At 59.8% G+C, this 21,118-nt stretch carries 25 protein-coding genes; all 25 read left to right on the plus strand.

The genetic code is table 11. The annotated features are described in order from the left end of the window. Window positions 1–122 precede the first annotated feature (122 nt). The 25 genes from V3W27_RS07990 to recX all read left to right on the plus strand — a co-directional run bounded on the left by V3W27_RS07990 (window position 123) and on the right by recX (window position 21,073). On the plus strand, window positions 123–2,249 hold the full coding sequence (locus V3W27_RS07990) for a phage tail tape measure protein (RefSeq protein ID WP_330206348.1): 2,127 nt from the start codon (window positions 123–125) through the stop codon (window positions 2,247–2,249). Next, window positions 2,249–2,632 (plus strand): phage tail protein, encoded by a 384-nt coding sequence (locus V3W27_RS07995; RefSeq protein ID WP_330206349.1) that lies wholly within the window; start codon window positions 2,249–2,251, stop codon window positions 2,630–2,632. Before V3W27_RS07990 ends, V3W27_RS07995 begins: the two co-directional genes overlap by 1 nt. Then, entirely contained in the window at window positions 2,625–2,837 is a 213-nt protein-coding gene (locus V3W27_RS08000; RefSeq protein WP_330206350.1) for a tail protein X, read from the plus strand. Before V3W27_RS07995 ends, V3W27_RS08000 begins: the two co-directional genes overlap by 8 nt. Before the next feature lie 9 nt (window positions 2,838–2,846). After that, window positions 2,847–3,875: a phage late control D family protein gene (locus V3W27_RS08005; protein WP_330206351.1), complete on the plus strand. Its 1,029-nt coding sequence runs from the start codon at window positions 2,847–2,849 to the stop codon at window positions 3,873–3,875. Window positions 3,876–4,035: 160 nt separating this feature from the next. Next, on the plus strand, window positions 4,036–4,620 hold the full coding sequence (locus V3W27_RS08010; protein ID WP_330206352.1) for a phage tail terminator protein: 585 nt from the start codon (window positions 4,036–4,038) through the stop codon (window positions 4,618–4,620). Beyond that, the gene (locus tag V3W27_RS08015) at window positions 4,617–4,796 is read left to right on the plus strand and encodes a DUF2635 domain-containing protein (RefSeq protein WP_027611066.1); all 180 of its coding nucleotides are present in this window, start codon (window positions 4,617–4,619) and stop codon (window positions 4,794–4,796) included. Before V3W27_RS08010 ends, V3W27_RS08015 begins: the two co-directional genes overlap by 4 nt. Beyond that, entirely contained in the window at window positions 4,796–6,292 is a 1,497-nt protein-coding gene (locus tag V3W27_RS08020) for a phage tail sheath subtilisin-like domain-containing protein (protein WP_225137729.1), read from the plus strand. The genes V3W27_RS08015 and V3W27_RS08020 overlap by 1 nt, the downstream gene beginning before the upstream one ends. 67 nt (window positions 6,293–6,359) lie before the next feature. Further along, window positions 6,360–6,707, plus strand: coding sequence for a phage tail tube protein (locus V3W27_RS08025; protein ID WP_007964335.1), 348 nt, complete (start codon window positions 6,360–6,362; stop codon window positions 6,705–6,707). Further along, entirely contained in the window at window positions 6,704–7,000 is a 297-nt protein-coding gene (locus tag V3W27_RS08030) for a phage tail assembly protein (RefSeq protein WP_003222226.1), read from the plus strand. Before V3W27_RS08025 ends, V3W27_RS08030 begins: the two co-directional genes overlap by 4 nt. 130 nt (window positions 7,001–7,130) lie before the next feature. Continuing rightward, on the plus strand, window positions 7,131–9,251 hold the full coding sequence (locus V3W27_RS08035; protein ID WP_330206353.1) for a hypothetical protein: 2,121 nt from the start codon (window positions 7,131–7,133) through the stop codon (window positions 9,249–9,251). Beyond that, on the plus strand, window positions 9,238–10,473 hold the full coding sequence (locus tag V3W27_RS08040; RefSeq protein ID WP_135295075.1) for a DNA circularization protein: 1,236 nt from the start codon (window positions 9,238–9,240) through the stop codon (window positions 10,471–10,473). The genes V3W27_RS08035 and V3W27_RS08040 overlap by 14 nt, the downstream gene beginning before the upstream one ends. 3 nt (window positions 10,474–10,476) lie before the next feature. Continuing rightward, window positions 10,477–11,526, plus strand: coding sequence for a phage baseplate assembly protein (locus tag V3W27_RS08045; RefSeq protein ID WP_330206354.1), 1,050 nt, complete (start codon window positions 10,477–10,479; stop codon window positions 11,524–11,526). Between the two features lie 137 nt (window positions 11,527–11,663). Beyond that, window positions 11,664–12,173 (plus strand): phage baseplate assembly protein V, encoded by a 510-nt coding sequence (locus V3W27_RS08050; protein ID WP_027611071.1) that lies wholly within the window; start codon window positions 11,664–11,666, stop codon window positions 12,171–12,173. Next, window positions 12,173–12,571: a phage GP46 family protein gene (locus tag V3W27_RS08055; RefSeq protein ID WP_007964342.1), complete on the plus strand. Its 399-nt coding sequence runs from the start codon at window positions 12,173–12,175 to the stop codon at window positions 12,569–12,571. The genes V3W27_RS08050 and V3W27_RS08055 overlap by 1 nt, the downstream gene beginning before the upstream one ends. Next, complete coding sequence (locus tag V3W27_RS08060) at window positions 12,561–13,604, plus strand: baseplate J/gp47 family protein (protein ID WP_123587014.1); 1,044 nt, start codon at window positions 12,561–12,563, stop codon at window positions 13,602–13,604. Before V3W27_RS08055 ends, V3W27_RS08060 begins: the two co-directional genes overlap by 11 nt. Next, window positions 13,592–14,191 (plus strand): YmfQ family protein, encoded by a 600-nt coding sequence (locus V3W27_RS08065; protein ID WP_330206355.1) that lies wholly within the window; start codon window positions 13,592–13,594, stop codon window positions 14,189–14,191. The genes V3W27_RS08060 and V3W27_RS08065 overlap by 13 nt, the downstream gene beginning before the upstream one ends. 11 nt (window positions 14,192–14,202) lie before the next feature. After that, entirely contained in the window at window positions 14,203–15,756 is a 1,554-nt protein-coding gene (locus tag V3W27_RS08070) for a phage tail protein (RefSeq protein ID WP_330206356.1), read from the plus strand. 1 nt (window position 15,757) lies between these two features. After that, a complete protein-coding gene (locus V3W27_RS08075; RefSeq protein ID WP_274621276.1) occupies window positions 15,758–16,225 on the plus strand; it encodes a tail fiber assembly protein in 468 nt (155 codons plus the stop codon). Window positions 16,226–16,370: 145 nt separating this feature from the next. Continuing rightward, window positions 16,371–17,258, plus strand: a complete 888-nt coding sequence (locus V3W27_RS08080) for a gp53-like domain-containing protein (protein WP_123587011.1) — start codon at window positions 16,371–16,373, stop codon at window positions 17,256–17,258. Further along, window positions 17,259–17,705: a phage tail assembly chaperone gene (locus V3W27_RS08085; protein ID WP_247269377.1), complete on the plus strand. Its 447-nt coding sequence runs from the start codon at window positions 17,259–17,261 to the stop codon at window positions 17,703–17,705. A gap of 114 nt (window positions 17,706–17,819) precedes the next feature. Next, the gene (locus V3W27_RS08090; RefSeq protein WP_330206357.1) at window positions 17,820–18,386 is read left to right on the plus strand and encodes a glycoside hydrolase family 19 protein; all 567 of its coding nucleotides are present in this window, start codon (window positions 17,820–17,822) and stop codon (window positions 18,384–18,386) included. After that, window positions 18,365–18,883 carry a lysis system i-spanin subunit Rz gene (locus V3W27_RS08095; RefSeq protein WP_123587008.1) on the plus strand — a complete coding sequence of 173 codons (519 nt, stop codon included), beginning with the start codon at window positions 18,365–18,367 and terminating at the stop codon, window positions 18,881–18,883. The genes V3W27_RS08090 and V3W27_RS08095 overlap by 22 nt, the downstream gene beginning before the upstream one ends. Before the next feature lie 68 nt (window positions 18,884–18,951). Next, the gene (locus V3W27_RS08100) at window positions 18,952–19,452 is read left to right on the plus strand and encodes a CinA family protein (RefSeq protein ID WP_330206358.1); all 501 of its coding nucleotides are present in this window, start codon (window positions 18,952–18,954) and stop codon (window positions 19,450–19,452) included. Between the two features lie 83 nt (window positions 19,453–19,535). Beyond that, complete coding sequence (gene recA, locus V3W27_RS08105) at window positions 19,536–20,594, plus strand: recombinase RecA (RefSeq protein ID WP_003222269.1); 1,059 nt, start codon at window positions 19,536–19,538, stop codon at window positions 20,592–20,594. 8 nt (window positions 20,595–20,602) lie between these two features. Next, a complete protein-coding gene (gene recX / locus V3W27_RS08110) occupies window positions 20,603–21,073 on the plus strand; it encodes a recombination regulator RecX (RefSeq protein ID WP_003222270.1) in 471 nt (156 codons plus the stop codon). Window positions 21,074–21,118: the final 45 nt, after the last annotated feature.

Here is a 21,118-nt window from a genome sequence, read left to right on the forward strand (position 1 = left end):
ATATCGTCCCGCTCATTTACCCGGTAAGTGAAGCGGAGATTCTGGAATGGGACGCCGAAAAGGCGTTGCGCCGCTACGACATAGCGATCACTCGCCTTGGCGTGAAACAGGAGTAGAGCGGCATGGCAGAGAGTAAAAACGCGCTCATGTACGCCGGTGAGAGCACGGATTCCGCGAGCCGCAATATCGGCTTGACCACTGCAGCAACGGGCACGACTACAGCAGGCCTGGATCGGGATAAGGTCACCGATCTGAGGCAAGCGTTGAGCACGGCAAGTGACCGAATCGTTTCGCTGACTGCAGCCATCGATTCGCTGATCCTCACCTTGGCGACCCAACGTTCTTTGTCGAAGAGCGCGGTCAATGGCGACGGCGGATCTTCCGCGCAGAAGGCTGCAGACAAGGTAGCTGGCGCCGCCCCTCCCGAGTTGCTCAAAGCCGCTGTCGCGATGGACACAGCCGCTGCGAACCTGAGCGAAGTCGCTCGACTGACTCCGGTTCAGGGCAAGGAAATGGCTCAGGCAAGCCTGATCACGGCCAGTGCGCCGTTGGTGGCTGCCGGAGGAACCACCGGGGTTGAATTGCTCAATGCCGCGGCGTTGGGTGCCAAGGCGGGGATTGGCATCGACTTGCCCAATGCCTCGGACAAGCAGTTCGAACTGCTGAAGTTTGCCGATGACGCTGCGCTCACCGCGTCAGCATTCAAGGTGCCTGCGCTACAAGTCGCCGAGATGATGGCGGCCTGGCGTACCTCGATGAAACTGACCCGTGATCAGGCCATCGATCTGGCAGATGCGGCTCACCACTTGGGCAAAATGCCCGGAGATGTAAACGCGGCAGACATCGGCTCGGTGTTGCAGCATTCCGGCGACACGGCAATTGCTGCGGGGTTGCAACCCGAGCAAGCCGCAGCGTTGTCGGCAGCCTTGCTGAACACCGGAACGAAAGAAGGTGAAGCAAGCGTCGCGTTGAAGAGCATTTCCACAGCCTTGAGCAAGGGAGACCAGGTCTCTGTCGCCGAACAGGGTGCGTGGAAACAACTGGGGCTCGATCCCAAGGCCGTGTCTGCGGCGATGCGTGATCCGAACAAGGACAATGCGCAAGGTGCGTTGCTGACAGTGTTGGCCGCATTGAACGCCAGACCGCCAGAACAACGCGCAGTGTTGGCCAGGACGTTGTTCTCCGATGGCGGTGATGCTGCGCAGAAGCTCTCGCAAAACCTCGGCGAGGTTAATGAGACGTTCTGGCAGGTCAAGGACAAGCAGCGATACGCGACGTCGGAGCTGGGCGAGAAAGGGTCGGTAAAACAGGCTGCCCTGGCGCTTTCCGGTACTCAGCAAGGACAGCTGAATATTCTGAATGCCCGTAGCGAACGATTGGCCGTCGCCAAAGGCAACGCGTTGGCACCCACCAGCGATTCGCTGGCCTCTGCCGGGGTCGACAAGCTCAGTGAACTGACTGAAACCTATCCGAAAACTGCTGGCGTGGTGTTGACGGTGAGCGCGTTTCTCAAACCGTTGTTCGATCAAGCGCTCGATGCCATTGGCAGCGATATCAAAGGCCGGGTTGGCAAGAAAGTCGTGGATAAGGGCCTGTCCGTTTTCACCGGCGCCGCCACCGGCACAGCGGGGGCCGCCGCTGCTGGCAGCGGTTTGAAGATCCTCGAGCAAACTTCGCGGGTGCGGGCTCCGCTCCTGGAGTCGACCACCGCTGCCATGCGCCCTCTGTCACGCGCAATGCCCTGGCCTGTAAAAACCGTCGCTGCCCTCGCAGGCCTGGCGGCCGGGGTGGCCACTGGTGACGAAACCCAGATAGCCAAAAGCGTCGGCGCAGCGGGCGGTGGAATGGCCGGCGCTCTTGCAGGCTCTGCTTTCGGTGCGTCACTCGGAGCCGTGGGTGGCCCACCCGGCATGGCCATAGGCGGCCTTCTCGGTGGATTGCTTGGCGGTTGGCTGGGCAGTGAGGGCGGTTCCCTTCTGGGTGAAAAACTCGGCAGTACCCCACCGGACAAACTTGCAGCACCGGCTCAGGTCAGTCAGGCGCTGGCCAGCGCCCAGGCGCCCACGGTGCCAGCCCCCTATGCGCCCACTGTTCAGGTGTATTGCAGCGACCCGGGCAGTGTGGAAAAGATCGGTCAGTTGGTCGACTTTCACCTGAGATCCCAATTCAGCAACGAATTCATTCCACTGATGAACACCAACAGCCTCGCCACCCGCCGTGACGCAGCCCTGACCGATGGAGTCGACTGATGAAACAACAAATGGCTCTAGGCAGTTTCATCTTCGGCCTGTCGCGCAACTTCGCCTACAGCACGCTGGCGCGAAAGTCCGACGGTGGCTGGAGCGACATCCAGATCCTGACCAGCAAACCCAAGTCCAGTCAGACCGGGCAGAAAGCGGAATCGCTGACCATCAGCGGCACCTCGATGTATGCCGTGGGGATGGAACGGCTCGATGAACTGCGTGCGCTGCAAGCACTGCGTACACCGTTGCCGTTGATTGACGGCATCGGCCGCAACTGGGGTTTGTGGCGGATCAACAGCATCGACGAGAACCAGAGCGAGGTCATCGATGACGGTACCGCGATGGTGATCAAGTGGGTGGTCGGATTAACGGAGTTCAACAATGCGTAAGGTACGAAGCGTGGCCGGTGATTCAGTGAATCTGCTGCTCTACCGCGAAACCGGGCGCAGTGATGACGCCGCCGAAGAAGCTCTGTGGACACTCAATCCGACCCTGGCCGAACACGGCCCGATCCTGCCTGCGGGCGTCTGGGTCACGTTGCCGGAACTCGACTCGAAACCGGTCACGATCAAACCGCTCACGGCCTGGGATTAAGGAGGTTGCATGGCACTGGGTTTCACCCCGGCGGTAAGACTTTACGGGGCCCATTCGGCCCTGCTCAATCAACGCCTGATCAGTTGGGAACACATCGATGCAGCCGGTTTCGAGTCCGATCAGCTGACGTTGACGATCGATCTTGAAGGCCTCGAAGGGCTGCCGGATCTGGGCGGGAAAATCGGCCTTGAGGTCGGTTATCTGGAATCGGGAATGGTCGACAAGGGCCAGTTCAAAGTGACGCGCCTGACGCCGACGCTGTTCCCGTTCCGCCTGACGCTGGTGGCCACGGCGGCGCCGTTCAGCAAGGATGATGAGACAGGCTTCAAGCAACGCCGCACGGCCAGTCATGGCCCGACCACCTTGGGTGCGCTGTTTCGCAAACTGGTTTCGAGCCATGGCTTTTCACCGCGCGTTGCGCCCGAGGTGGCGATGATCAGGATCGAGCACGTCGACCAGTCCAACGAAACCGACATGAGCTTTCTGACGCGCCTGGCGAAAAAGTACAACGCGGTAACCAAACCCTACAACGACGTGTACGTGCTGGCCCGTCCCGGCCAGACCAAATCGTTGTCGGGCCAGGTGCTGGCGGACGTGACCTTGTCGGTGACCAGCAACAACCGTCCCGGCGATCACGCGTTCGTCAGCGCCACGCTGGAGGAGTCTGCCCGCGAGCAGACCAAGGGTTGCAAGACCTGTTTCTGGGATGGTGCTGCAGGTGTGTTGCGCTGGGTTGAAACGGGACTTGCACCGTTCAAGACCCTCCGCCAGAAACAACCCAGCGAAGCCGATGCGATCGCCGTCGGCGAGGGCGAAGTGCGCAAGATGCTCCGGCAGAAGTACAAGGTGAAAGTCACCTGCCCCGGCAATCCACTGCTGGCCGCCGAAGGCCTTGTGCTGCTCGATGACACCTGGCCAGACTTCATGCGCGGTCGCTGGTCGATCGAAAAAGTCACCGCCAGCGGCAATCGCGAGAACAGCTATCGCTGTGTGATCGATGCCGCATGCCTCGATCCCAAAGCCGAGTCCAAAGACTGATCTCACAGCCCGCGAGCCCCCTGTAGGAGTGAGCCTGCTCGCGATAGCGGTGTGTCAGGCACATTGCTTGTGGATGTGGCACCGCCATCGCGAGCAGGGCTCACTCCTACAGTGGATTCGCGGTGTTTTCTGCACCTCATTTCAACTCTGGAACACCACCATGAAGATCACCCCGATCCTCACGCAACTGCGTGGGCAATGCCCAAGCCTTGCCAACCACATTGCGGTGGGTGTCGATCTGGCGTTGCTGCAAGGCAATGCTGATCTGCCGACACCCTCGGCCCATGTTCTGCCCCTGGCGGATCTCGCCAGCACCAGCACCGCACAAAACCTCACCGCGCAACCGATCCGCGACCGCTTCGAAATCGTCCTGGCGCTCGACGCCAGCGACAGCACAAAAGCGCTGGATCTGTTGCACGACCTGCGCGCCGAACTGTGGCGCGCGCTGGTGGGATTCAAACCGGGCAATGACTACAGCGCCATCGTCTACGACGGCGGCGAGATGGTCTCGATCAACAGCAGCCGGGCCTTCTATCGGCTGTGCTTTTTTACCGAGTTCCAGCTCGGCCGCAATCTGCCGAGTCAGCCTGCGGAGAGTTGGCACGAACGTGAACTGGACGGTTTGTCGTCCTTTACCGGGGTCACCGTGCGGGTCGATGCGATCGACCCGGCCGACCCCAATCTGAAACACCCGGGCCCTGACGGGCGCGTGGAACTGACTTTCTCTGGAGACGTAACCCCATGAGCAATCGCATCACCGTACTGCCGGCCGCTGGCCGTGCCGTGCCTGACCCGGAAGCGGGCGATCTGCTGCCCAAAGAAGGCCGTGAAGTGCTGGACAGCGCCTGGTGGCGCCGACGTCTGGCCGACGGCGATATCACTCTCAAAACCGTAAAAGTCAAAGCACAGGGAGCCAAATAATGGCGATCGGATTCAGCAACATCCCCGCGGACATTCGTGTACCGCTGTTCTATGCCGAAATGGACAACTCGGCCGCCAATAGCGCGACCTCGGCCATGCGCCGTCTGATCGTCGCTCAGGTCAACGACAACATCGCCCCGACCGAAGTCGGCAAACTGGTGCTGGTCTCCAGCGTCGCGCTGGCAAAAAGCATCGGCGGTCAGGGCTCGATGCTCGCCTCTATGTACGAGACCTTCCGCAAGGCTGACCCGATCGGCGAGATCTGGTGCCTGCCACTGCACAACACTGAAGGCGCCATCGCCAAAGGCGTGCTGACCCTGACTGGCACTGCGACTCAGGCTGGCGTGCTCAACCTGTACGTCGCTGGTGTGCGTGTGCAGGCCACCGTGGTCAACGGTGCCACCGCTGCTCAAGCGGCTACCGCACTGGCACAGAAAATCAACGCCACCGCCGATCTGCCGGTGAGCGCTGCGGCTGCTGAAGGCGTGGTCACTCTGACCGCCAAATGGACCGGCGACAGCGCTAACGACATCAGCCTGCAGTTCAATCGCCTGGGCAAGAGCAACGGCGAAGAAACCCCGGCCGGCCTGACCACTGCGATCACCGCCATGACCGGCGGCGCCGGTGTACCGGACCAAGTCGCAGCCGTGGCTGCACTGGGTGACGAGCCGTTCGAGTTCATCGCTCTGCCGTGGTCGGATCTGTCGACCCTCAATACCTGGCAAGCAGTGATGGATGACAGCACCGGTCGCTGGTCCTGGGCCAAGCAACTGTTCGGTCACGTCTACAGCGCCAAGCGCGGTACCGTCGGCACCCTGGTTGCTGCTGGCCAGGCACGTAACGATCAGCACATGACCATCCAGGCGCTGGAGCCGGGCGTACCGCAACCGTTCTGGGTCCAGGCGGCAGCACTGGCTGCGCGCACCGCGGTGTTCATCTCCGCCGACGCCAGCCGTCCGACCCAAAGCGGCAGCCTGCCGGGTGTTGATCCGGCGCCGGCCAGCGAGCGATTCACCCTGACCGAGCGGCAGTCGCTGCTCAACTACGGCATCGCCACTGCCTACTACGAAGGCGGTTACGTGCGCATTCAGCGTTCGATCACCACCTACCAGAAGAACGCTTACGGTCAGGCCGACAACTCCTATCTGGACAGCGAAACCATGCACCAGTCGGCGTTCATCGTGCGTCGTCTGCAAAGCGTGATCACCAGCAAGTATGGCCGCCACAAACTGGCTTCCGACGGCACCCGTTTCGGCGCCGGCCAGCCGATCGTCACTCCGGCGACCATTCGCGGCGAGCTGATCGCGCAGTACGCCAAGCTGGAACTCGAAGGCCACGTGGAGAACGCCGAGCTGTTCGCCGAGCACCTGATCGTCGAGCGCGACGTGCAGGACCCGAGCCGCGTGAACGTGCTGTTCCCGCCGGATTACATCAACGGTCTGCGCGTGTTCGCACTGCTCAACCAATTCCGTCTGCAATACGACGACGCGGCCTGATCGCCGCGTTTGGCCGTAAGCATTCAGCCCACTCCGGTGGGCTTTTTTATTTGAAGGGAGTAACACCATGGGTCAAGTGATTGCAGGCACCTGCTACGTCAAAGTCGACGGTGCACAACTGACTATCAACGGCGGCTGCGAAGCCCCGCTGATGGCCGTCAAACGCGAAACCGTCGTACCGGGTTTCTACAAGGAAACCGACGTCGCGCCGTCGTTCAAAGTGACCGCGCTGCACACCGCCGACTTCCCGCTGAAGAAGCTGATCGAAGGCACCGACATTACCGTCACCTGCGAATTCAGCAACGGCAAAGTCTACGTGCTGGCCGGTGCCTATCTGGTCGAAGAGCCGGTTTCCAAAGGCGATGACGCCACCATCGAACTGAAATTCGAAGGCATCAAGGGGACCTGGCAATGAGCGGCGCCGTGAAGCTTCAGGTTGCGATCGAAGCTCACGGCGAGCCTCTGACCGAACTCGTCCTGCGCCGTCCGACGGTGCAGGAAGTGCGAGCGATCAAGGCGCTGCCGTACAAGATCGACAAGAGCGAAGAAGTCAGCCTCGACATGGACGTGGCGGCCAAATACATCGCCGTGTGCGCCGGTATTCCACCGTCGTCGGTCAACCAGCTCGATCTGGCTGACCTCAACGCGCTGAGCTGGGCCGTTGCGAGTTTTTTCATGAGTGCGGCGTCGGAGCCATCACCGACCTGATCGCAGTCGCCTATGACCTGGCCTGGTTCTGGAAGGTTGACCCCGAACAGATGATGGCCAGGCCACTGGATGTGCTCCGCGAATCGCTGGAGCACGCGCAACGGATCAATGCGATGCAGCAGGTGCAGTGATGGCGAATACAAATTTGAGCCTGATCCCGCAGAACTTTCCCGTCACGGTCAACATGCTCGTGGTGCTCAAGGGCGCCGAGAAAATGGAGACCGAGATGAAGGGGCTGCGCGGCAAGGTCGCAGCATTCAAGAAAAGCATGGAAGACAGCGGCCTCGAGCCGCTGGACGTGGCCGGTTTTATTGCCGAAGGTGGTTTGCTCAAGCCGTTTCAGGACGGCATCAAAAAAGCCATCGAAGCGCAGGATGCGCTGGCGAAGAAAGCCAGGGCACTCAAGGGCCTTAAAGTGCCGAAGGTGGTCCAGGGGGAAACCTCGGCCAACCTGGAAAAATTCAACAAGGCGCTGGATAACATCTCGCTGAAAATCGGTCAGGCGTTGTTGCCGGCGGTTAACGGCATCGTCACGGCGCTGACACCGGTGATGACTTCGATTGGCCAGTTTGTCGCCAACAATCCGTATCTGGTCGAAGGGCTGGCGGCCGCTGCCGTAGCGTTTACGGTGGTCACGGTCGGGGCGATGGGGCTGGTCGCGGTGCTGGGGATTCTGACCTCGCCCATCGGGCTGATTGCGGCGGCTATCGCGGCAGCGGTGGCCATCATCGTGATTGGCGCACGGTTGATTACCAATAACTGGGCGTCGATTTCCGGATTCTTCGGCAGGATGTGGGACTACGTTTCGACGAAATTCAACGCTGGAGTTGCGGCGACCACGCAGGCAATCGAATCGATGGGCGCATTGATCAGCAAAACGTGGGGAGAGATCAGCGCGGAATTTTTTGCCGGCGTCGACAGCGTCGTCAATATTTACAACGGCTTGGTATCGAAAGCGCAGGCAGGCACTGACAAGCTCGTGGCGGCTTTCGACTTCTCGCCGAGTGAGCTGTGGAACAAGGCGTTGGCGAAAGCCAGCAGCGTTGTCAGTGATTTCTTCGCCAGCACCATGGCGAATGCACAAGCAGGGATCGACAAGCTCAGGGCGAAATTCGATTTCTCGCCGCGTGAGCTGTGGAACAAGGCGTTGGCGAAAGCCAGCAGCGTTGTCAGTGATTTCTTCGCCAGCACCATGGCGAATGCACAAGCAGGGATCGACAAGCTCAGGGCGAAGTTCGATTTCTCACCGCGTGAGGTGTGGAACAAGGCGTTGGCGAAGGCCAGTAGCGTTGTCAGTGATTTCTTCGCTGGCACCATGGCGGATACGCAAGCGGGTATCGACAGGCTCAGGGCGAAATTCGATTTCTCGCCGAGTGAAGTGATGAGCAAGGCTTTTGCAACCGCGAGCAATGTCGTCAGTGATTTCTTCGCTGGCGCACAGGCCAAAGCTGCTGCCGGTGTGGACGCGCTCAAGGCGAAGTTCAGTTGGTCGCCAGTGCAGACGATTACTGACGCCTGGGGTTCGCTGAACAATGTGTTTGGCAATCTTGTTGGCGGTGTTGCCGATAACGCCGCGGCGCAGTGGGAGCAGGTCAAATCGATCTTCACGCAATCGCCGGTGGCGATGATTGAATCGGCATGGCAACCCTTGGCGCCGGTTTTTTTCGCGCTGTGGGACGTACTCAGGGCTGGAGCCCAGCCGTTGAAAGACGAGTTTCAAAACCTGTTTGGCAGCGCGCCTGTGGAAGCGGTCATGGCGAAGTGGAATGGCGTGAGCGCGTACTTCTCCGGTCTGTGGGCATCGTTGACCACGGATGCACAAGTGGTGAAGAGCATCTTCGGCGATCTGTTCAGCCAGTCGCCGCTGGAGTCGATCCAGCAGAAATGGCAGCCGGTACTGATCTGGTTCAGCGACATGTGGACAAACCTGCAAGGGATTTTCGGGCAGCTTAAAGAACTGTTCGGTGGCAATTTCTCCGGTGTCTTTGCAACCCTCACCGGTACCGCCCCGGCAGCGCCTGCCGGTGCCCCGAAGTTAAGCAGTTCGCTGCCACAAACCTCCAGCGCCCTGATCCAGCAAAGCGCGGCCAACAACCGTACGCAACTCGAAGGCGGCCTGACCGTGCGCTTCGAAAATGCACCGGCGGGGCTGCGCACCGATCAACCACAAAGCAATCAACCGGGCCTGGCGCTGTCTTCGCGCATCGGCTATCGCTCGCTGTCGGCAGGAGGTTCCAATGAACTGGCGTGACCGCTTGTTGCCGGCATCGTTTCGCGGTGTCGGATTCTGGATCGATCAGGCGAAAACCCCGGTCGGTCGCAAAGGTCAGTTGCACGAATACCCGCAACGCGACCTGCCGTATTTCGAGGATCTCGGCCAGCAGGCCAAGACCCACGACCTGACGGCGTTCATCATCGGCGCCGATTGCCTGGAGCAGCGCGACAAGCTGCTGAAGGCCTTGGAGGCGGGCAGTGGTGAACTGGTGCACCCGTGGCTCGGACGCCTGCAAGTCAAGGTCGGCGAATGCGACATGACCCACACCCGCCAGGACGGCGGGCTGGTGACGTTCAGTCTGAAGTTTTACCCGGACCGGCCGCTGCCGTTTCCGACTGCCACGGTCAGTACGCAAAAAGTTCTGTTGGCCAAGGCTGACACTTTGCTGGGTTCGGCGGTGGCGCGCTTTGAGCAGGCGATGACGTTGATCAAGGCTGCGCGGATTGGCATTGCCAATCTGCGCAACAGCCTGACCGGCGTGTATGAGGTGATCAAAGAGCAGCTCAAACCGCTGATCGAGCAGTATCGGCAGATCACCGAACTGGTCAAAGCGGTCAAGGAGTTGCCCAAGGAAGTGGCAGCGGAGTTCAAGGGCTTGCTCGGCGATATCAAGGAGCTCAAGGCATTCGCGAAGGAGGGCTACCGTGGCGTGATTGCCGACGTGTCCCAACAACTCGAAGCCATCCGCAAGGCAGATGCGCCGAAGATCACCACCGGTAAGGACACCAACGCGGCGGCGCAAGCCATGGCCGATCTGGTGCAGGACACGGTGCTGGTCAAAGTCGCGCAATGGGTGGCGTCGATGCCGGTGGCGACTCCGGCGGTGAAGCTGTCGTCGACACCTTCGGTGGCGCATCAGGCGGATCAACCGGTGACTCGTCAGGAAGTGCCGGTGACCGAAGAAATGAAAGCACTGCAGAAGGCGGTCGGGGTGGCAATTGACCCGATGCTGGACAAGGCCGATCCCAAACATCACCAGGCAATTAACGATGTGAAGGAAGCGCTGATTGCGCATCTCAAGGCAGTGGCGTCATCCGGTGTGCGCCAGGTCACCAAATCGTTTCAGGAAAGCCTGCCGGCGCTGGTGGTGGCCTACAAGCAATTTGCCGATGCCACACGGGTGACTCAAGTGACGCAGAGCAACGCGATGAACCATCCGGGCTTTTCTCCCAACGACGTAAAAGTGTCCAGGGAGTGAGTCATGAGCGAGATGGATAACCATGTCACGCTGACCGTCAACAACATGGAATACGGTGGCTGGAAAAGTGTGGAAATCACCGCCGATCTTGAGCGCCAGTTCCGCACCTTCAAACTCGACATCACCTGGCAGTGGCCGGGGCAGACGGTGGATCAACGGATCAAACCGGGTGACCCGTGCGAAGTGAAAATTGGCCAGGACCTGGTGCTCACCGGCTACGTGTTCAAGGCGCCGATCAGTTATGACGGACGCCAGATCAGCTTGAGTATCGAGGGCAGTTCCAAGACTCAGGATCTGGTCGATTGCGCAGCCACCAACCGGCCGAACCAATGGCAGGAGCAACCGCTGCTGAGCATCGTCCAGGCTCTGGCGGCGGAATACTCGCTGTACGTGGTCAACGAAATTCCCGAGACCGCGCGGCTCGCCAAACACACCATCGTGCCGGGCGAAACAGTGTTCCAGTCGATCGACCGATTGCTCTCGCTGTTCCGGGTGTTTTCCACCGATGACGAGCAGGGCCGGCTGGTGCTGGCCAAGCCCGGTAGTGGTGGTCGGGCCAGTGACGCGCTGGAGTTGGGCAAGAACATTCTGTCGGCGAACGCGCCGATGGATCAGAGCCAGGTGTTTTCTGAATACCGAGTGATCAGTCAGCAGAAAGGCTCGGACAATAAGAGCGGGGCGGCCGTCAGCGAGGTTCAATCCAGCGCGGCTGATCTGAGCTTCAAGCGCCGACGCACCACGATCATCAACGAGGGCACCGCGCTGACGTTCGAGTTGGCCCAGCAACGCGCCCAATGGGAAAGCGCCACCCGCATGGGCCGGGCGCAGACCACCACCTATCAGGTGCAGGGCTGGCGTCAGGCCAATGGCGATCTGTGGCGCCACAACACGCTGGTGAAGGTCACGGATCCGGTACTCGGCTTTGACGGCGACATGCTGATCTCCAAAGTCACGTATTCGCTCTCGGCGCAGGGCTCGGTGACCACGCTGCAAGTGGCGCCACCGCATACCTTCGATCCTGATCCCATCCCACCGAAAAAAAACCAGGCCTGACACCCATTCCCTGTGGGAGCGGGCTTGCTCGCGAAAGCGTCGGCAGGTCCAACATCCCATTGACTGACCCACCGCTTTCGCGAGCAAGCCCGCTCCCACATTTTGTCCGTGTCGGGTCTGCTCCCTGAGGACAATTCATGAGCCTACTGACACGCCTGCTGGCGCGCGGCACTGTCGTGCTCGCCCATTCGGCATCCAAGCTGCAATCGCTGCAAATGCGCCTCACCGCCGGCGAGGTGAACGACGACATGGAGCACTTCGAACCCTATGGTTTCACCAGCAACCCGCTGGCCGGCGCCGAAGGCATCGTCACGTTTCTCGGCGGTGACCGGTCTCACGCCATCGCCTTGGTGGTCGCCGACCGCCGCTATCGCTTGCAGTCGCTGGCCTCTGGCGAAGTGGCGATCTACACCGACGAGGGCGACAAAATTCACTTCAAGCGCGGGCGGATCATCGACATCGAAACCGCCACCCTGAACATCCGCGCCAGCAGCGCGGTGAACTTCGACACGCCGGTGATCAACCAGACCGGCAAGATCGTTTCCACCGGCGACCAACTCGCCGGCGGCATCAGCCAGATCAAACACGTGCACGTCGGCGTGCAGGCCGGTAGCGGCCAGACCGGTGCGCCGGCAGGAGGCAAATAATGCTTGTCAGCCAGAACCTCCACGCCGCACTGACTCGCGCCGTGCTCATCAGCCTGTTCACCTGGCGCCGCGCCGCCGATGACGACGCCCTCGACGACGAGGAGCGCTTCGGCTGGTGGGGCGACAGCTTTCCCACCGTCGCCGACGATCGCATCGGTTCGCGGCTGTGGCTGTTGCGTCGGGTCAAGCTCACCCGACAGACCCAGATGGACGCCGAGTTCTATGCCCGCGAAGCCCTGCAATGGCTGATCGACGACGGCCACTGCAGCGCCATCGACATCATCAGCGAACGCCTCGACGCCCAGCGCCTGAACCTGCGCACGGTCCTGACCCTGGCCGATGGCGAACGTCTGGACATCAACCCCGATAACAGTTGGCAGGTGATCTATGCCGTTTGAAACCCCTTCGCTGCCGGTGCTGATCAAGCGCACCCAAAGCGACCTGGCCGGCGATTCGCTGCGCCAGTCCGATGCGCAAGTGCTGGCCCGCACACTCGGTGGCGCGGCTTATGGTCTGTACGGTTATCTCGACTGGATCGCCGAGCAGATCCTGCCGGACAAGGCCGACGAATCGACCCTGGAACGCATCGCCGCGCTGCGCCTGAACCAGCCACGCAAACCGGCGCAAGTCGCCACCGGCAGCGTCAGTTTTACCGCGACCGCCGGTGCGGTGCTGGATGTCGACACGCTGCTGCAAGCGAGCGATGGCCGTACCTACAAAGTCACCGCCGCGCGCACCACCGTCAATGGCAGCAACACCACCACGATTGCTGCGCTCGACGCTGGCAGCCTCGGTAATGCCGACGCCGGTCTGGCGCTGAACCCGGTGCAGCCGATCGCCGGTGTAGTCGGCAACAGTTTTGTGGTGCTCGCGCCCGGCCTCAGTGGCGGCGTGGCGCGAGAAAGCCTGGAGTCGTTGCGCTCGCGGGTGATCCGCTCTTATCGCGTGATCCCCCACGGCGGTTCGGCCAGCGACTACGAAACCTGGGCGCTGGAAGTGCCGGGTGTGACGCGGGCCTGGTGTCGTGGCGGGGATGGTGGTTTGGGCATTGTCAGCCTGTTCATCATGCGCGATGACGATCCCCAGCCGATTCCCGGGGATGAACAACTGGCCGAAGTTCAGGCCTATATCGATCCGTTGCGTCCGGTAACAGCCGAGTTGCACGTGCTGGCACCGGAGCAAGTCTCCGTCACCTACAAAATGCGTTTGAACCCGGATACCAGCGCCGTGCGCGCGGCTGTGGAAGCGCAGCTACGCGACTTGCACAACCGGGAAGCCGGTCTGGGCGAAACCTTGCTGCAAAGTCACATCCGCGAAGCAATCAGCAGTGCCACCGGCGAATACGACCACCAACTGTTTGCTCCCGTCGGCAATGTCGTACCAACCGCCAACCAATTGTTGACCTTCGGGGGCTGCGTATGGGAGGCATAAGAACTCCGGCGCAATATCAGGCCCAGTTGCGCAACTTAATGCCGAGTGGTCCGGCCTGGGATCCAGAGCGAGTACCAGAACTGGATGCAGTGCTTGAGGGCATTTCTCAGGAGCTGGCACGCCTGGACGCCCGCGCCGTTGACCTGCAGAACGAAATGGATCCTGCCGGAGTCAGCGAGCTGGTACCGGACTGGGAGCGGGTAATGAATTTGCCTGACCCCTGCCTGGGACAGAAACCGTTGTTTGACGATCGGCGTCTGGCCGTGCGCCGACGATTGCTCGCAGTCGGCAGCCAGACCATTGGCTATTTCGTTGAAATTGCCCGAAGTCAAGGCTACCCCAACGCCAGTGTTACTGAGTTGAGGGCGCCGCGAATGGGGCGCTCACGTTTTGGTATCGGGCACTTTGGCAGTTGGCAGGCGCAGTTCATGTGGACCCTCAATACCGGCGGGCGGCAATTCATCGGCCGCCGTTTTGGCGCCAGTTACTGGGGCGAGCGCTTTGGCGTGAACCCGGGAAGTGCCCTGGAATGCCTTATCCACCGAAGTGCACCTGCGCATACCCACGTGCACATCAACTATGAATAGAGGTTAGAAGTATGGATTACCCAAGAAACACCCCCGGTGTCGGGCTGGTGAATGGACAGTTTGTGGACGAAAACCCGGTGGCGGGAACACCGGGGTCGTTGATCCCGGCGACCTGGGGCAATGCCGTTACGCAAGAGATCCTGAACGTGATCAAAGCGGCGGGGATGGAGCCACAGGAAGATGTTTCAACGCAGTTGCTGGAGGCCATCCAGAGTTTTGCTGCGCATGATTTCAAAAACTCGGTGCGGGTCGCGACAACGGGAGCGATTGCCCTCAGCGGCTTGCAAAACATCGACGGAGTACAACTTGCCGTAGCCGATCGAGTGCTGGTCAAGGATCAGCCCAATGCGTCGCAAAATGGTGTTTACGTGGTGGCTGTCGGCTCATGGTCGCGTGCAGTGGATGCGGCTCAAGACTATCAAGTGACCAGCAGTTTTATCATTGCGACCGATGACGGCGTAGTGAACAAGTCCCGTCTTTGGCAACTGACCACGCCGGGTCCAATCAAGGTCGGAACCACGGCGCTGACGTTTGAATTACTGGCGGGTTACACCGGGGTTGCATCCGGCGAATACCGCAAGGTCACGGTCAATGCACGCGGGCAGGTGACTGCCGGCTCTAATCCGACCACGCTTGATGGATACGGAATTGCGGATGCTTATACCAAAGTGGCTGCCAATAGTGCCTTTGTGAAACAAGGCACTGGTGCCGGGCAACTTGGCAATTCGGTCTCCATTGGCTGGGATGGCAAGAACATCCTGATCCAGGTAGATGCCACGAGTTTTGGCAACCTGTGGTGCTCGGCCAACTTTGATCCAGGCACCAAGGCCAACGTGTCGGACGTTTACAGCAAGGGGGCAACAAATGCCTTGCTGGACGCCAAGATCGGTTCGGATGCGTGTTCGGTGGCCGGTTTTGCAGGTGGTAGTTCCGCTTCGCCGTATATGCGAAACAAAAACAACAACGAAGTTGTGATGCTGGCGAAAACTGCCTCGACACTGGCTGGCTATGGCATCACAGATGGCATGACCCGTGCCGAGATCACCGGACAAGTCAATGCTCGAGTTCTGAGTGATGGCATTACTTGGGCAGGGTTTGCCAGTAACGACCCGAATCAGCCCTATATGCGGCGGACTTCCGATAACGGTGTTTATCTGCTGCAACCTCGTCTCGGGTTTACGCCGGTTCGCCAAGGCGGCGGAAACTTCCAGTCGACCAATACGGTAATGATTGGTTGGGCGGCTGATGGTACTTCTCTGCGCGCACAGGTCGATGCTACCGATCTGGGTAGCATCTGGACCGATGGTATCGGTAATCCCAAAGCGGTTGCCGCGCAATCGACCGCAGAGGCCGGGGTGGTCGGCTCTTATGCCTTGCTGGTCGTTGGCGGTGGTGGTGCTACAGGCACGGGGGGGCTCGCTGCCGGTGTCAATTGCCGGTTCACGGCCACCGACGGTACTGCCTGGGGCGGAGCACCTGCCGGCACTTGGCGAATTATGGGCGCTATCCGAAACGCGGACGGTGCCAGTCCGGACTCCACCACTCTATGCCTGAGAGTTTATTGAAATGATGACAATTCTGAGTGCACGTCAGCCTTGCTGGAACGACGTGGAACATACCTCGCTAAACCTGTTGGTTACCTTCGAAGAGACCAGGGACTCATTGGGTGAAGTGCCATTTACGGCTTCCCCGAAAGATCCTGAACCTCACGGTCGAGAGTTGTTTGAACGAGCGATTACGCTGGAATACGGCGACATCGCCGAACCTGATCAAGAGTCACTGAAAAATGCAGTACGAATGAAATCCTCCGGACTTTCAGCATTGGCCTCGTCGATGATCACGAAGTTGCAGGGTGACGTGAACACGCTTCAGGACTCCGTGGCACTGGGCATGGCAACGGACGCAGAAGTCACGCAATTGCCAACGACTCAGGCACAACTGGATCTTTGGAGAAAGTACCGGGTACTGCTTTCCAGGGTCGAAACTCAGCCCACTTTCCCTCGTGCGATCGATTGGCCACCGCAGCCTGATTGAATGCTTTTGTGCAGGAGCCGAGTGCGTCAGGCCTGGAAACTGTATGCAAGTCGCCAATGAAATTTGCTTATTGCAAATGCGTTCAAGGGACAGGACAGGTTGTGTGCGCGACTCGGCGTCGACTCAGTAATAGCCGGAGACAAAAATGGATTATCCAAAGAGTGTGCCCAATATCGGACTGGTCAACGGCAGGTTCGTGGATGAAAACCCTACAAGCGGAGCGCCGGGTTCGTTGATTCCCGCCGTGTGGGGCAATGGAGTAACGCAGGAGATTTTGAGTGTCGTGCAGGCAGCGGGTATTACGCCGGATGAGGCGGCCAATGATCAACTGCTTGGCGCACTTCGCAGTCCAGCGCTGTTTTTGACCGCCCCCCAGTTTGATAAAGGTCGGTCAGTAGCCACTGCTGAGTTTGTTCAACGTGCATTGGGCAGTTACGCAAGTGCACGTGGAATATCCACCGCAACGCAACTGTCGGTCGCTGATATCGGTTGCACGATCGGAATGGGAGGAACAATTGCCTATACCGTTACCTTACCTGACGCAGCCTCAGTACCGGATGGCGCGACGATTGGCCTGCACTGTCGCAACAGTGCCCCGGTCACCGTTGCCAGCAAAGCCGGAGCACAGATCAGTCCACAAGGCTCCTATTTGACTTCGATTGTGATGAACAGCGGAGAAAGTGCCAACTTTGTCAAAGAGAGCGGCATCTGGACGGTTTATGGAACGGCAAGCCTGAAATATGCCGCGCTGTTCTCCGGGCTTGTGAGTAACCCTGGGTATCAGAAACACGCCAGTGGGAATATCGATCAGTGGGGCTCGGGAGTATCGAATGCTGACGGTAATGTGTATGTGACATTTCCGATCCCGTTTCCGCGAGGCTACTTCTCAGTTGTGGCAACCCATTCGGGGGGCGACGCGGCGATGGTCGCAGTGACCGCGTTCAGCCAGCAGGGCTGCACGCTGAAAATCCGTAATTCTGCCGGTCAAGTGAGTGTGGGTTGGTCCGTGAACTATTTTGCAAAGGGTTATTAAATGAACACTTTCAATGTTTTGTTCAGCGCCAGCACGTGCAGCGCATATGTGCCGGGTATCAACTCGTCGGACATCCCTGACGACGTTATTGAAATTCCTCAGGGCTATTGGATTTCCCTGCTGCAGCAGCTGGCAGTCACTCCAAAAATGATTGGTGTGCGTGCCGACAATGGTTTTCCGATTCTGGTTGACCCGCCGCCGCCCTCGTCGGATGAAGCCGCTGCAGCCGAGCGCTCTTGGCGCACGGCACAATTGGTCGCCTCTGACTGGTTGGTGGCGCGCGACCGGGATGAACTTGAGGATGGCGACGGCACCACGTTGACCACCGAGCAGTACGCTCAATTGCAGGCTTATCGTCGTGCGCTGCGAGACTGGCCGCAAGGATCTTTCTTTCCGTTCAGCGAGCACCGACCGGTGGCTCCGGGGTGGTTGGCTGCTGCAGGATGAAACAGTAGCAACTGATTAAAGGCACTATTGCCTGAAAACTCCGGAAAAAAATGGCTGGCAAGCATTCGCTCTTATCCATGATTCAATCGGAGCATCCAGGGAGGATCAAACATTATGCAAATAACTGAAGACAACCTTAAAACCATCATGCCCAACGCCCGCTCCCAAGCGGGCGTTTTTGTTTCTGCACTGAATAACGCAATGACTCGCCGCCATATCGACTCGCCAAAACGCGTCGCCGCGTTTCTCGCGCAAATCGGCCACGAGTCGGGCCAGTTGCAATACGTGCGCGAACTGGGCAACAACCAGTACCTGAGCAAATACGACACCGGCACGCTGGCGCTGCGTCTGGGCAACACGCCCGAGGCCGACGGCGACGGGCAGAAATACCGCGGTCGCGGGCTGATCCAGATCACCGGGCGCAGCAACTATCGGCAGTGCAGTCTCGGCCTGTTCGGCGATGAACGTCTGCTGTCCTTGCCGGAATTGCTTGAGCAACCGCAATGGGCAGCGGAATCGGCGGCATGGTTCTGGGAACAGAACGGCCTGAACGATCTGGCCGACCGCGATCAGTTCAACAGCATCACCCGCCGAATCAACGGCGGGTTGAATGGCCTGCAGGATCGGCTCGACATCTGGACGCGGGCGAGGGCGGTGCTATGTCCGTCTCCTGGCGTTTAACCGGCTTTTTGTTACTGACCTTGGGAGGCGCTGCGCTGGCCTGGCAGTTTCAGGACTGGCGTTACGGGCGACAACTCGCGGAGCAGGCGCGGTTAAACGCCGACACTCTCAATCAGCTGAATGTGGCCGCAGCCAGCGCGCAGCAGGTCGAGCAGGATAAACGTCTGGCCCTTGAGCAACGCCTCGCGGCCAGTGAACAAACCCACTATCGAGCACTCAGTGATGCCCAACGTGATCAGGATCGCCTGCGCGATCGTCTTGCCACTGCTGATTTGCGCCTGTCAGTCCTCATCGACGCCGGCGACGCTGCCCAAGGCTGCGGGGTGCCAGCCGCCACCGGCCCCGGCGGCGTGGATCATGCAGCCGTACGCGCCCGACTTGACCCGGCGCATGCTCAACGAATTATCGCCATCACCGACACCGGCGATCGCGGACTGATTGCCTTACAGGCCTGTCAGGCCTATGTCAGAGCGCTGGCGCCCGAACATTTTGAATGAGTCTGTGTATTGAAAGCGCAACCGGGTCGTGTACGGTGGTAGTCATTCCACCCGATCCGGAGCGCACCGTGAAAGAGATCACTCAACTGGCTGCCGAGCTTGGCCGACGTTTGCAGTTGCTCAACGCCCACGTCACCACGGCCGAGTCGTGTACCGGTGGCGGAATTGCCGAAGCGATCACGCGGATTCCCGGGAGCTCGGCGTGGTTCGAGGCCGGTTACGTGACCTACTCCAACCGGCAGAAGACCCGGCAATTGAATGTACCCGCCGAATTGTTCGGCACGGTGGGCGCAGTCAGTCGCGAAGTCGTTGAGTCGATGGTACGTGGCGCACAGAAGCACAGCCTGGCGCGGTTTGCCGTGGCAGTCAGCGGCGTGGCGGGGCCCGATGGCGGTACACCGAACAAACCGGTGGGCACGGTGTGGCTGGCCTGGGGCGTGGGCGATGCGGTTTCCAGTGAGGTTCAGCACTTCCCCGGCAACCGCGATGAAGTCCGCCGACAAACGGTGAAGGCCGCGCTAGAGGGGCTGTTGCGACTAGCGGCACGAGAAATCGAAAATCAGGGGTAGGCGATCCGCGAACGCTGTGGAATAATACTGGCTACTTATACAGGTGTTGGCCGTCAGGCCTTATTGATTACGTGAGGACTTTAATGGACGACAACAAGAAGAAAGCCTTGGCTGCGGCCCTGGGTCAGATCGAACGTCAATTCGGCAAGGGTGCCGTAATGCGTATGGGCGATCAGGACCGTCAGGCGATCCCGGCTATCTCCACCGGCTCTCTGGGTCTGGACATCGCACTCGGCATTGGCGGTCTGCCAAAAGGCCGTATCGTTGAAATCTACGGTCCTGAATCTTCCGGTAAAACCACACTGACACTGTCCGTGATCGCCCAGGCTCAAAAAGCCGGCGCGACCTGCGCTTTCGTCGACGCCGAACACGCTCTCGATCCTGAATACGCCGGCAAGCTGGGCGTCAACGTCGACGACCTGCTGGTGTCCCAGCCGGACACCGGCGAACAGGCACTGGAAATCACCGACATGCTGGTGCGCTCCAACGCAGTAGACGTGATCATCGTCGACTCGGTGGCGGCACTGGTACCGAAGGCTGAAATCGAAGGCGAAATGGGTGACATGCACGTGGGCCTGCAAGCCCGTCTGATGTCCCAGGCGCTGCGTAAAATCACCGGTAACATCAAGAACGCCAACTGCCTGGTGATCTTCATCAACCAGATCCGCATGAAGATCGGCGTGATGTTCGGCAGCCCGGAAACCACCACCGGTGGTAACGCGCTGAAGTTCTACGCCTCGGTCCGTCTCGACATCCGCCGTACCGGCGCGGTGAAGGAAGGCGACGAAGTGGTCGGCAGCGAAACCCGCGTCAAGGTTGTGAAGAACAAGGTGGCTTCGCCGTTCCGTCAGGCTGAGTTCCAGATTCTTTACGGCAAGGGCATCTACCTCAATGGCGAGATGATCGACCTGGGCGTGCTGCATGGTTTCGTCGAGAAATCCGGCGCCTGGTATGCCTATGAAGGCACCAAGATCGGTCAGGGCAAGGCCAACTCGGCCAAGTTCCTGGCAGACAACCCGGAAGTCGCTGCCAAGCTCGAGAAGCAGCTGCGTGACAAACTGCTGTCGCCAGCGGTGATCGCCGATTCCAAGGCTTCTGCGGTCAAAGAGACCGAAGACGACCTGGCTGACGCTGATATCTGATCGCAGCGATGACCACCGCTGTACTCGATACCCTCGTCGCGGTGCGGCGAACCGCCATGGACCTGCTCGCTCGACGCGAGCACGGTCGAGTCGAACTGACGCGTAAACTGCGTCAGCGCGGCGCCGAGGCGGAAATGATAGAAACAGCCCTCGACCGGTTGACGGAAGAGGGGCTGCTTTCCGAAGCCCGTTACCTTGAAAGCTTTGTTTCCTACCGTGCCCGTTCCGGCTATGGCCCTTTGCGCATTCGTGAAGAGCTGGGCCAACGGGGTTTGCAACGTGCCGATATCGAGCTCGCTCTGCGTGAAAGCGGTATCGACTGGCAGGAGCAGCTTCGCGAGACGTGGCAACGCAAGTTCTCCGGACACTTGCCGATTGATGCCAAGGAACGCGCCAAGCAAGGCCGTTTCCTCGCCTATCGGGGGTTTTCGATGGAGATGATCAACCGCTTGTTCAGCGGCAGAGGCATGGACGATTAAATCGGTTTAAATAGAAACGGCCCGCTATGAAAATAGCGGGCCGTT

The sequence above is a fragment of the Pseudomonas sp. AM14(2022) genome (assembly GCF_036346455.1).
GTDB lineage: Bacteria > Pseudomonadota > Gammaproteobacteria > Pseudomonadales > Pseudomonadaceae > Aquipseudomonas > Aquipseudomonas putida_A.

Bases quoted from the DNA above. Each gene is read 5' to 3' on its own strand.
- V3W27_RS08020 (WP_225137729.1), top strand. From the start codon at position 4,796: ATGGCGATCGGATTCAGCAACATCCCCGCGGACATTCGTGTACCGCTG.
- V3W27_RS08010 (WP_330206352.1), top strand. From the start codon at position 4,036: ATGAAGATCACCCCGATCCTCACGCAACTGCGTGGGCAATGCCCAAGC.
- V3W27_RS08070 (WP_330206356.1), top strand. From the start codon at position 14,203: ATGGATTACCCAAGAAACACCCCCGGTGTCGGGCTGGTGAATGGACAG.
- V3W27_RS07990 (WP_330206348.1), top strand. From the start codon at position 123: ATGGCAGAGAGTAAAAACGCGCTCATGTACGCCGGTGAGAGCACGGAT.
- V3W27_RS08055 (WP_007964342.1), top strand. From the start codon at position 12,173: ATGCTTGTCAGCCAGAACCTCCACGCCGCACTGACTCGCGCCGTGCTC.
- recX (WP_003222270.1), top strand. From the start codon at position 20,603: ATGACCACCGCTGTACTCGATACCCTCGTCGCGGTGCGGCGAACCGCC.
- V3W27_RS08015 (WP_027611066.1), top strand. From the start codon at position 4,617: ATGAGCAATCGCATCACCGTACTGCCGGCCGCTGGCCGTGCCGTGCCT.
- V3W27_RS08040 (WP_135295075.1), top strand. From the start codon at position 9,238: ATGAACTGGCGTGACCGCTTGTTGCCGGCATCGTTTCGCGGTGTCGGA.
- V3W27_RS08025 (WP_007964335.1), top strand. From the start codon at position 6,360: ATGGGTCAAGTGATTGCAGGCACCTGCTACGTCAAAGTCGACGGTGCA.
- V3W27_RS08060 (WP_123587014.1), top strand. From the start codon at position 12,561: ATGCCGTTTGAAACCCCTTCGCTGCCGGTGCTGATCAAGCGCACCCAA.
- V3W27_RS08090 (WP_330206357.1), top strand. From the start codon at position 17,820: ATGCAAATAACTGAAGACAACCTTAAAACCATCATGCCCAACGCCCGC.
- recA (WP_003222269.1), top strand. From the start codon at position 19,536: ATGGACGACAACAAGAAGAAAGCCTTGGCTGCGGCCCTGGGTCAGATC.
- V3W27_RS08085 (WP_247269377.1), top strand. From the start codon at position 17,259: ATGAACACTTTCAATGTTTTGTTCAGCGCCAGCACGTGCAGCGCATAT.
- V3W27_RS08050 (WP_027611071.1), top strand. From the start codon at position 11,664: ATGAGCCTACTGACACGCCTGCTGGCGCGCGGCACTGTCGTGCTCGCC.
- V3W27_RS08000 (WP_330206350.1), top strand. From the start codon at position 2,625: ATGCGTAAGGTACGAAGCGTGGCCGGTGATTCAGTGAATCTGCTGCTC.
- V3W27_RS08005 (WP_330206351.1), top strand. From the start codon at position 2,847: ATGGCACTGGGTTTCACCCCGGCGGTAAGACTTTACGGGGCCCATTCG.
- V3W27_RS08080 (WP_123587011.1), top strand. From the start codon at position 16,371: ATGGATTATCCAAAGAGTGTGCCCAATATCGGACTGGTCAACGGCAGG.
- V3W27_RS08035 (WP_330206353.1), top strand. From the start codon at position 7,131: ATGGCGAATACAAATTTGAGCCTGATCCCGCAGAACTTTCCCGTCACG.
- V3W27_RS07995 (WP_330206349.1), top strand. From the start codon at position 2,249: ATGAAACAACAAATGGCTCTAGGCAGTTTCATCTTCGGCCTGTCGCGC.
- V3W27_RS08030 (WP_003222226.1), top strand. From the start codon at position 6,704: ATGAGCGGCGCCGTGAAGCTTCAGGTTGCGATCGAAGCTCACGGCGAG.
- V3W27_RS08075 (WP_274621276.1), top strand. From the start codon at position 15,758: ATGATGACAATTCTGAGTGCACGTCAGCCTTGCTGGAACGACGTGGAA.
- V3W27_RS08065 (WP_330206355.1), top strand. From the start codon at position 13,592: ATGGGAGGCATAAGAACTCCGGCGCAATATCAGGCCCAGTTGCGCAAC.
- V3W27_RS08095 (WP_123587008.1), top strand. From the start codon at position 18,365: ATGTCCGTCTCCTGGCGTTTAACCGGCTTTTTGTTACTGACCTTGGGA.
- V3W27_RS08045 (WP_330206354.1), top strand. From the start codon at position 10,477: ATGAGCGAGATGGATAACCATGTCACGCTGACCGTCAACAACATGGAA.